This is a genomic window from bacterium CG_4_10_14_0_2_um_filter_33_32 (genome assembly GCA_002792735.1).
Classification (GTDB): domain Bacteria; phylum Patescibacteriota; class CPR2_A; order CG2-30-33-46; family CG2-30-33-46; genus CG2-30-33-46.
On the sequence record PFOW01000060.1, the window covers coordinates 1 to 9,447 of the forward strand.

10 protein-coding genes are annotated in these 9,447 nt (G+C 32.7%); 4 read left to right on the forward strand and 6 right to left on the reverse strand.

The genetic code is table 11. The features are described from left to right. Nucleotides 1-265 precede the first annotated feature (265 nt). Genes COX95_04175 through prmC form a run of 3 tightly spaced genes read left to right on the forward strand, consistent with a single transcriptional unit; the run spans nucleotide 266 to nucleotide 2,520 of the window. The gene (locus COX95_04175; protein PIZ85424.1) at nucleotides 266-544 is read left to right on the forward strand and encodes a 50S ribosomal protein L31; all 279 of its coding nucleotides are present in this window, start codon (nucleotides 266-268) and stop codon (nucleotides 542-544) included. 45 nt (nucleotides 545-589) lie between these two features. Continuing rightward, entirely contained in the window at nucleotides 590-1,654 is a 1,065-nt protein-coding gene (locus tag COX95_04180) for a peptide chain release factor 1 (GenBank protein PIZ85425.1), read from the forward strand. A gap of 5 nt (nucleotides 1,655-1,659) precedes the next feature. Continuing rightward, entirely contained in the window at nucleotides 1,660-2,520 is an 861-nt protein-coding gene (gene prmC, locus COX95_04185) for a peptide chain release factor N(5)-glutamine methyltransferase (protein PIZ85426.1), read from the forward strand. Nucleotides 2,521-2,650: 130 nt separating this feature from the next. Here the strand turns inward: prmC and COX95_04190 are convergent, their stop codons facing one another. The 4 genes from COX95_04190 to COX95_04205 all read right to left on the reverse strand — a co-directional run bounded on the left by COX95_04190 (nucleotide 2,651) and on the right by COX95_04205 (nucleotide 6,725). After that, on the reverse strand, nucleotides 2,651-3,784 hold the full coding sequence (locus COX95_04190; protein PIZ85427.1) for a hypothetical protein: 1,134 nt from the start codon (nucleotides 3,782-3,784) through the stop codon (nucleotides 2,651-2,653). Nucleotides 3,785-3,853: 69 nt separating this feature from the next. Beyond that, nucleotides 3,854-4,612, reverse strand: a complete 759-nt coding sequence (locus tag COX95_04195) for a hypothetical protein (protein ID PIZ85428.1) — start codon at nucleotides 4,610-4,612, stop codon at nucleotides 3,854-3,856. Next, nucleotides 4,612-5,376 (reverse strand): hypothetical protein, encoded by a 765-nt coding sequence (locus tag COX95_04200; GenBank protein PIZ85429.1) that lies wholly within the window; start codon nucleotides 5,374-5,376, stop codon nucleotides 4,612-4,614. The genes COX95_04195 and COX95_04200 overlap by 1 nt, the downstream gene beginning before the upstream one ends. Beyond that, entirely contained in the window at nucleotides 5,376-6,725 is a 1,350-nt protein-coding gene (locus tag COX95_04205) for a hypothetical protein (protein PIZ85430.1), read from the reverse strand. Before COX95_04205 ends, COX95_04200 begins: the two co-directional genes overlap by 1 nt. A gap of 223 nt (nucleotides 6,726-6,948) precedes the next feature. Between COX95_04205 and lepB the strand changes: the two genes are divergently transcribed. After that, complete coding sequence (lepB, locus tag COX95_04210; GenBank protein PIZ85431.1) at nucleotides 6,949-7,719, forward strand: signal peptidase I; 771 nt, start codon at nucleotides 6,949-6,951, stop codon at nucleotides 7,717-7,719. On the opposite strand, the gene COX95_04215 is transcribed toward lepB, so the two are convergent. After that, complete coding sequence (locus COX95_04215) at nucleotides 7,703-8,572, reverse strand: chromosome partitioning protein ParB (GenBank protein ID PIZ85432.1); 870 nt, start codon at nucleotides 8,570-8,572, stop codon at nucleotides 7,703-7,705. The two genes, lepB and COX95_04215, sit on opposite strands and share 17 nt — an antisense overlap. After that, nucleotides 8,565-9,326, reverse strand: coding sequence for a sporulation initiation inhibitor Soj (locus COX95_04220; protein PIZ85433.1), 762 nt, complete (start codon nucleotides 9,324-9,326; stop codon nucleotides 8,565-8,567). Before COX95_04220 ends, COX95_04215 begins: the two co-directional genes overlap by 8 nt. Nucleotides 9,327-9,447 lie beyond the last annotated feature (121 nt).

The following is a 9,447-nucleotide window of genomic DNA, read 5'->3' on the forward strand; positions in this document are numbered from 1 at the left end:
AGGCTATGCAAATTAGTCTTATACCACAAGGCTTTGATATGCATATTGGAAACTCCTTAGTTATTTGCAGGAGTCTCAAATGTTTCGTAACTTATTCATGTTCTATAAGAGGCCAGAATGTTTCTGAACTTTTACATGTTCTTCATAAATAGACAAAAGATAAATAAACAATCAATAATCAATGATGATACAAAAATCATAATGTATTATTAAATACGTTTATTACTCTTGAAAAAGCTTATCTTTTCTGATAGTATCTATCTATATGAAAAAAGATACACACCCAAAATACGAAAAAGCACAAGTTGAATGTTCTTGCGGAAATAAATTCGAAACTCGTTCAACAATAAGCCATATTCATGTTGAATTATGTTCTAAATGCCATCCATTTTATACAGGAACACAAAAACTGATAGACACAGCCGGAAGAATAGATAAATTTAAAGAGAGAATGAAAAAGGCCGAAGAACATAAAAAAAAGAAAATAGAAAAACCAAGCAAAAAAACCGTAGATAAAAAAGCAAAGACAAAAACGGAAGAGTAAGAATCAGAAAATCCCGCTAAGGGATTTTTTGTAATGGAGTAAGATATGGAAACAAGATATATTAAATTCAAAGAAAAATTTAATGAATTGACTCATAAAATAAGCGATCCAAAAATCGTTCAAGGTCAGTTTTTGTTCCAAAAAATTGCTAAAGAGCATAAGGACATGGCTCCTATTGTTGAAAAGATAATTAAACTGGAAAAAATCGATAGAGAACTTAAAGAAAACAAAACATTAATTGACCAGGAAAAAGATCAAGAACTCATTGAATTTGCCGAAATTGAATCGCATAAATTGGCAGAAAACAAAAAGGTACTGGAAGAAGAGTTAAAAGTTGACTTTCTACCAAAAGATCCAAATGACTCCAAAAATGTAATAATCGAAATTAGGGCTGGTGCTGGCGGAGATGAAGCCTCTCTCTTTGCTGCTGATTTATTTAAAATGTATTCTCATTATGCCCAAAACAAAAGGTGGCAAGCTGAGATTTTAAATTCATCTAACCAGGAAGCTGGCGGATTTAAAGAAATAATATTCAGAATACAGGGTAATGGAGCTTATTCAAAATTTAAATATGAAAGTGGTGTACATCGAGTCCAAAGAATTCCAAAAACCGAATCAAAAGGAAGAATACATACTTCAACATCAACAGTTGCAGTTCTTCCTGAAGCAGAAGAAGTAGAACTTGAAATTAAGCCAGAGGAAATAAGAATAGATGTTTTTAGATCTTCCGGGCCTGGGGGCCAAAGCGTTAACACAACTGATTCAGCTGTTAGAATTACACATATACCCACTGGTATGATTGTTTCCTGTCAGGATGAAAAATCTCAAATTAAAAATCGAGAAAAAGCTTTAAAAATTTTAAGAGCCAGACTACTTTCCCAAAAAGAAGAAGAAGAAACAAAAAAAAGAGGCGATGAGCGAAAACTTCAGATAGGTACAGGTGATAGGTCAGAAAAAATTAGAACATATAATTTTCCTCAATCAAGAATTACGGATCATCGCATAAATTATACAACCCATGATTTAGAAGGTGTTCTAGCCGGTGATCTAGAGGAATTAATAAAAGAGCTGGAAAGCGAGAATCAAAAAATGCTCTTAGAAAGCGCATAATTGATATGCTGGTAAAAAAAGCTTTACAGTATAGCAAAGAAATACTAAAAAAAGCTGACATCACAACACCCCAATTAGATGCTGAAGTTTTATTGTCTTTTATCTTAAAAAAATCCAAAGAATGGCTATACACAAATAATCTTTATGAATTATCCGCGACAGAGATTTTTCAGTATAAAAAACTAATCAAGCACCGAAAAAATCATGAACCTATCGCTTATATTACCAGCCAAAAAGAATTTTTCGGACTAAACTTTTATGTTGATAAAAATGTCTTTATTCCTAGACCTGAAACTGAAATTCTTGTTGAAACTGCGCTTAAAATAATTAGCAGCAGACAGATGGCAAAAAAACAAGAGAAGCTAGTTATTGCCGATATTGGTACGGGATCAGGATGTATCGCAATATCTGTCACTAAAAAATTAGCAAAAATCGAAAACTTGAACTTCAAGATTTATGCTATAGATATCTCACAAAAAACACTTGAGGTAGCTAAATTAAATGCTAAAAATCAAAACATTCCAAGAAAAATAACCTTTTTAAAAGGGAATCTACTCTTATCTGTACCAGAAAAGGTTGATCTGATTTTATCTAATCCGCCTTATGTTCTAGAAAGCGAGAAAATATCACCAGAGGTAAAATTTGAACCTAAAAAAGCGGTTTTTGTAACAAAGAAAAGTTTTTTTAGGGAATTTATCGCTCAAATAGATGAAAAAATGAAAAAGAATGGAATCTGTTTAATGGAGATAGGCAATCAAAAAAAAGAGATACAAAACATAATTGATAAAAATTATCCTAATATAAAAGTTGAATTTATTAATGATTACTCTAAACTCCCAAGATTTGCAAAGTTTATCCAGCACTAACTTCATGCACCATTTTCTCAACAGTAAAAATCCTGCCTTAGAACTTATTTCATGTTAAGAAGAAAGTTCGTTATCAAAGTTAGTGCTGGGTTTACAAAAATGAGCCCTTAAGGGCTCATTTTTTTGATTATTAGGAAAGTTCTGAAAAAGTTAACTTTGTCCTATTTTCTTTACCATCTCTTAGATAAGTAATATCTACTATATCACCCGGTTTATATTTTTGAATAATAGAAGATAAGCCATGCGCTTTATCTATTTCCTGATCACCGACCCTAGTAATAATATCTTTATCTTTAATCCCTGCTTTGCTAGCAGGACCGCCTTGCAAAACTGAAGCCTTTAAATCCGAACCCGAATAAACCCAAGCTCCTTTGCTTACAGGTAGATTATTCAAGGTTGCAAGATCACTGGTTACAGATATATATCTAACGCCCATCATAGGTCTTACAATCTTACCACTTTTTGATACTGAATCTATAGCAGGTTTTGCTACGTTTATCGGAATAGCAAACCCTATATTTTCAGCACTAGCCACTGCAGTATTAATACCTATCACCTGACCCCTAAGATTAAGCAAGGGTCCTCCTGAATTACCAGGGTTAATCGCTGCGTCAGTCTGTAATAAACCTTCTAGCATTTCCTGCCCCTGTCCTGATTGATCTGATGCTTGTATAGGTCTTCCTTTAGCGGAAATTACGCCTGTTGTAATAGTATTATCAAATTCCCCTAAAGCATTACCTATCGCGATTACTTTTTCTCCTATCTGAAGCTCATCAGAATCACCAAGCTCAACTACTTTAAGATTTTTTGCATCTATCTTTAAAATAGCAAGATCGCTTGACGGATCCTTTGCAAGTATATTAGCTTTATAACTCTTGCCGTCTGAAGTCATAACTTTATAATTTGCGCTGGAATCGGAAACAACATGTTTATTAGTCATAACAAGGCCGTCTGAAGTTAAAATAAAACCAGTGCCTTCACCTTTTTGTTGGCTTATGTCACCAAAAAAATCCATCACATTTGAAGTACCTATAATTGAAACTACAGAGGGGCTAACCTTTTTTACAGAATCTATAACAGCAGAATTTTCCTCAACCGTAATTTTTTCTGTCTTATCTCCAATTATCACATTATTACTCTTACCTAATCCCTTTTCTATAAATGGCATAATTACTTTATCAAATAAACCACCACCTAATATACCAGCAGCAAAACTAACAATAATAATTATTATTAACAGTTTTGAATTTCTGTTGTTATCCATGTTAAACCTCCTTTATCTAATTCAATATAAAAATTAACTTAAGATTACCTTAAAATATATTTTAGCATATTACCATCTGGCTGAAATTATAAAATATACTAAAACGAGAAAAGGAATAATGGTATGATTTAAAACTACTTTTTTATTAAAAGAACTTTTAATTATAGAATTAAATAAACCAATATAAATATAATAAATGGTAAACAGAATAAATCCTGACGATAAAGCAAGAAGCGGCCAAAAAGTTAAAACCCAAAAAAATTCAGTAATTATCATGGTTAAAACAAAACCATGGGTATACATATTTCTAACCGAAAGGTTATTCTGCCAAATATTAAACCAAAAAGACAAAAGAGTTATTGTGCCAAAAATCAGCATTGCCAGCCAACGCTGTAATCCCACTATTAAATATAAATCAAAAATTATCACAAATGAAAAAAAGACAGAGATTAAAAAAGCTATAGTAATAATATTAAAAATAATCAAAGAATAAGAGACGAAGCGGCTCTTTAGAGCGTTTAATGAAAATATTACTAAATATAACAAGAAAGCAGACGCAAATATAAATAATTGTTTTAAAGAAAAAACAGGTATAACAAGCAAAAAAACACAAAATTCAACCAGTAAGATCATTGGCAAAATAAAAACCGGGTAAGCGTGCTTATCTTTAGGTTTTATTTTCAGAATAGCAGATAAGGCAAATACAAAAAAAATCAGAAGAGCTGTCAAAACAAATAGCATATAATCAGGGTAAAAAACTATTATTTCCAATCCTAAAAAAATGAAAAAAATAGCTAAAAAGGTTTTTCTTTCAAATATATGACCCATCAGATATTAAAACGATTATTTAAAGATTCCTTAAGTCGATAATAAGGTTTAAGTAATTTTTTTCCGGTTGATTTACCAATTCTTATAATATCTTTTCTAATTACTTCTGCGTGTTCTGTCTTTGATATAAAACCACCGGTTATTTTAGTTTTTTTCTCAAGTATTGCTTTTCTTAAATCCTCTTTTGTTTTACCATGAAATAAAGTAACACCCATACCTACATGTTTATCTATGTGGGCATCACTGCCAGCCACTTCTGCTAAATTAAATATTTTTTCATTAACTCTTTTACATTTCTCAAACGAAATACGGCCAATTGGTGTTGAATTTAACACCTCAATAGCATCAGGAAAAGAATTACGATCGCGCATCATATCATATAATTTTTTTAATCCTATGGGTGGTCTTGTTAATGGAAACCATGAAAACGGATGAGGAATAACAACTAAACCGTCTTGATCACGTATGGCTTTCACGGTTTCAAATAGAGTCTTCCCATGCTCTATTTTTTCTTTTAAGAAAAGGCCTAAAATTTCACCCTCATTGGTAAGAATTTCTTCTCCAACAATAACCTCTACTCCATATTTTTTTTCATATTTTTGGGCTTTAAATGCCCCTTCTACTGCTTCATGATCTGTAATAGCAATTATATCAAGACCTATATTGGCGGCTGTTTTGATTATTGCCTCAGGAGTAGATAAACCATCATAGCTAAAGGTGCTATGTATATGAAGGTCTGCTTTTCCCATTGTATGTTTTTCCATTATTTTCCCTTGTAATCACTTCCTATGACTATTACAATCTCGGAATCATAACTACTATCTTTCTTGATTTCAGGGTTCATGCCCAGCTTAACCAACCTTTTCTTAAGAAACTCGAGCGTATAAGGTTTTTTGCCTTTTGTATTATCATAAATAATAGTTCGCGTATAATTTAAAGTTTCAGCATTAGCGGTATTTTTAATGTTATAGTTATACGATTTTAATAAAGAGCTTACTTTCTTAACGGCATTTTTATTTGAAGATCCATTTAATACTTCGACTGTTGCATTTTCGTCAGTTAGGAATGAGTCAACAAATAATTCATGGGCAAATTTCCTTATTTCACTATAATCACCTGTTTTAGGCACTACCACAGACATTCCATTAATACTTGTTGTTGTAACTAATCCTTCTTCGCCATTAATAACTTTGCTAACTATTTTTGAAGTGTCTATGTCACGACTTATCTCAACTAGTCTTTGAATTTCCCAAAGCTGTATATCTGTTTTTAGATGGTTACCAAGTGCATCTATTAACCCTGCAACCTTAGTTGGATTAAGGATTGTTTCCATCTTAAAAGCTTTTTCTTTTATTGCCATAATAACTTTTTGCTGTCTTGCTGCCCGATCGAAATCAGAAGTGCTATGCCTTGAACGTGAATATTTAAGAGCTGCCTCGCCATTCATATTCTGTACGCCCTTTTTCACTCTTAATGTTTGATAGCCACCGGATGGCGTAGGATACGTAGTATCCACAAGATTCTTGTCTACATTAATAGTTACCCCGCCTAAAGTATCAACTATATCTTTAAAACCTGTAAAATCTATCATTGTTGCATAATGAATATTAATATCCAACAAGTCAGAAACAACCTTTTTAGACATTGCCAAACCACCGCCATTTACCTTGTTTTTCTCTCCGGCATAATACATTGTATTAATTCTATTATAACCTTCTTTTGGCACATAAAGATAAAAATCACGTGGTATAGATAACATTGCAACTTTTTTAGTCTTTGGATCAATACTCATAACCATAATAGTATCTGTAAGAAAAGATCCACTATGCCCTTCACCGCCCACTCCGAGCAAAAGAATATTTATACGACCGTCTCCTTCACCCCTCAATTCCCGAGGCTCAACCTTATCAAGAAATGCCGGCGCGCTTCCGCCAACATTCTCGGTAATCACCTTTTTTGTTGCTGCAAATGTTTTATAAAAAAGAAAGCCGCCGGTTACTATAACTAATCCCAAAACAATACCTAATGGTATTTCCCACCATAGCTTTCTCCGATAAGTTATTTCCTGAATTTGATCTTCTCTTTTTTCAGAAGAACTCAATGATAAATCCACAGATCTCCTCTATTAATAACTTCATTACAATGGGAATATTATAGCATATGCTTTTAAATATACAAAGCTATGCCCCGTCACTAACTTCAAAGATTTTATTTTTCTAATTTCTTAATTTATAGTACGGTGCCGGGTTCCAGATGACCATTTTTTCAAAGACAAGTCTTTTCCAAAAGTTAGCGCGGGGTAGACGTTTCTTCAAATACTTGATAAAATTAATCTCATGGAAGAAGAAAAACCATCTGTTCTAAAAATTATTTTTTCATTTATTTTGTCGATCGCTTATATAATTATTGGGTATGTTATAAGTTACAGCCATCCTACCATCGCTCAAGTTGCTAAGATTTTCGGCATAGTAGAATTTGTAATTACTTTAGCTTATATTATCGTAAAAACTACAACCTGGCCTAATCAAATTCAAGTTAAAGTGAAAGAATATTTTCTTCTAACTTTGGAAATAGCCTACACCCTACTAATAATTTCAGTGATAGCTTTTACGATTAGGTTTTTTGTTTTCCAGCCCTTTCTGGTAAATGGAGAAAGTATGGAGCCGAATTTCAAAGATGGTGAATATTTAATAGTAAACGAAATATCTTATAAGATAGGAAAAGCACCCCAAAGGGGAGATGTTATTGTGCTAAAATATCCAAAAGATCCTCGAGAAAATTTTATAAAAAGAATTATAGGCTTACCAGGTGAAACCGTAAAAATACATGATAAAAAAATATTTATTGCTCAAAATAATAGCTCAGAAATACCATTAGAGGAAAATTATATTCCTTATACAGAAAAAATAGAATCGGACATGAACCAAGAATGGTTACTTGGAAAAGACAATTTCTTCGTTGTTGGAGACAATAGATTACCCAACCGAAGTTCAGACTCTAGAAGCTGGGGCCTGTTACCAAGAAAAAATATAATCGGAAAAGTCTGGGTCGTTTTCTGGCCTCCGTCAGAGATGAAATTCATAACTCACGCTAAATATAATCTTTAATTTTCTTTATAATTTCTAGTATTCTTTCAAGTTCTTCTTTAGAATAAAAATCAACACTTAATCTACCGCCTTTACCTTTTCGCTGAAGAGCAACTTTAGTTTGAAATAGTTCACGCAAATCACTTGATGTTTTTTCTAAATATAGATCAAAATCGTCAATCTTCTTTTCTGCAATAGGTTTTTTATCCTCATGATAATTTTTACACCTATTTTCAACATCCCTAACAGTCAATTTACGGTTAATTATTTCGGGTAAAAAATTTATTTGATCTTCTTTGGGCATTGTAAGCATGGCTCTTGCGTGACCGTAAGTTAAAAGATTATTCATTAAAGCTTCTTTAACTTCAGAAGGTAAATTCAATAGTCGAATTGAATTTTTTACCGTAGACTCAGCTTTCCCGACCTTTTTAGCAATTTCTATATTACTTAGGCCGAAATCTTTATTTAAAACATTATATGCTTCAGCTTCCTCTAAAGGATTCAAATCTTCTCTTTGAATATTTTCAATAAGAGACATTTGTAATTTTTGAGAAGGTTCAACTTTTTTTATTATTACAGGCACCTCTAACAAGCCGATTTCTTGAGACGCTCTCAACCTTCTCTGTCCTGCAATTAATTGATAACCCCCTTCCTTTTTGTGCAAAACTACAAGGGGCTGAATAATGCCGTGCTCTTTTATGGATTGAGCTAATTCTGTAATACCTGAATTATTTATAGTTTTTCTGGGTTGATGATCATCTATCTCAATCTCGTCGACTTTGAGATAAATAACATTTTCTTTGGTTTTTAAGCCATCCTGAATTTCATCAGGAATTAAAGATTTTAATCCTCTACCTAGTATGTCTTTATTCACTTTCTATTACCTCCCTAGCTAAATTTTTATATGCTCGAGCACCTGATGAAAATAAATCATAAGAAAAAATAGATTGACCAAAACTCGGCGCTTCAGCTAAACGAATATTTCTGGGAATTATAGTCTCAAAAACCCTGCCGGGAAAATGATTTCTTACTTCCTCAATAATTCTATAGGAAATCTTTAATCTTTTATCGTGCATAGTAAGAAGAGCTCCGGCTATTTCCAATTGAGGATTTAGAGCATTTTTTACTAGAGTAACTGTCTTTAAGAGATGTCCTAACCCTTCTAAAGCATAATATTCGGTCTGAACAGGTATCAAAACCTTGTGTGCAGCTGTTAGGGCGTTAATTGTTAACAATCCTAAACTGGGAGGACAATCAATTATAATGTAATTATAATTATGGTCAATATTATCTAAAGCATCTTTTAATCTGAATTCTCTCCTGGGGAAATTGATTATTTCAATTTCTGCGCCGGCTAAATCTTCAGTAGACGGAATAGTATGAAGGCCCCGTATTGATGTTAAGGTTATAGCAGACACTGGGTGTGTTTGTTTGGCTATTATATCGTAAACAGTTGCTTTTATAGACTCTCTAGAAACCCCGAGACCGCTTGTAGCATTTGCCTGAGGATCTACATCAATTAAAAGAGTTTGCTTGCCTTCTTTAGCTAAAAAAGCAGACAAATTTATAGAAGTGGTTGTTTTGCCAACTCCTCCCTTTTGATTTACAACTGCTAGTATTTTTGCCATTTCTGAAATAATCTTACCATGCTAAGCTAAGGCTTACAATCTTCTGTACGCGTCACGCACATTTGAGACTCCGGAACAGTTTTTATTAAATAATCAATGGGTGAAATATTACCCAAAGATT